This window comes from Haloferax sp. Atlit-4N, from assembly GCF_003383025.1.
Lineage (GTDB): Archaea > Halobacteriota > Halobacteria > Halobacteriales > Haloferacaceae > Haloferax > Haloferax gibbonsii.
Window position 1 is genome coordinate 1 of record NZ_PSYY01000075.1, and the last position, 471, is coordinate 471.

At 29.9% G+C, this 471-nt stretch carries 1 pseudogene; it reads left to right on the plus strand.

Annotation, left to right across the window (positions count from 1 at the left end):
• Positions 1 to 471 (plus strand): annotated as a pseudogene (locus C5C07_RS20635) (transposase); the annotation flags it as partial.

Genomic DNA, 471 nt, shown 5'->3' on the forward strand with positions numbered 1-471 from the left:
CGAAGATTTAAATCATTCTATTGAGAACGAAGATAGTACTCAAATTAGAAAACAGACCCGTAAAAAAAGAACTGAGATTAAGAAGTTCAAAAAGAAATTTGATGATTATTCTGAGAGAAAACATAAATATGAAGAGCAAAAATCGATTCTTAAAGATAGAAATAGCTTTTCTAAAACTGATCATGATGCAACTTTTATGAGAATGAAGGAAGACCATATGAAAAATGGCCAACTTAAGCCAGGATAAAACAAATAGCGACAAATTCTCAATTTGTTTTATCCTATGACCTATTTCAAAACCCAACAGATACTAGAACTTTAATTCCATTTTTAACAATGATTCAAAATACCTTCAGTTATTTACCGGAGTATATTGTAGCTGATGCAGGTTATGGTAGTGAGCAAAACTATATGGCTATTATAGATGACTTTAATAAAACGCCACTTATTACGTATGGCATGTTTATTAAA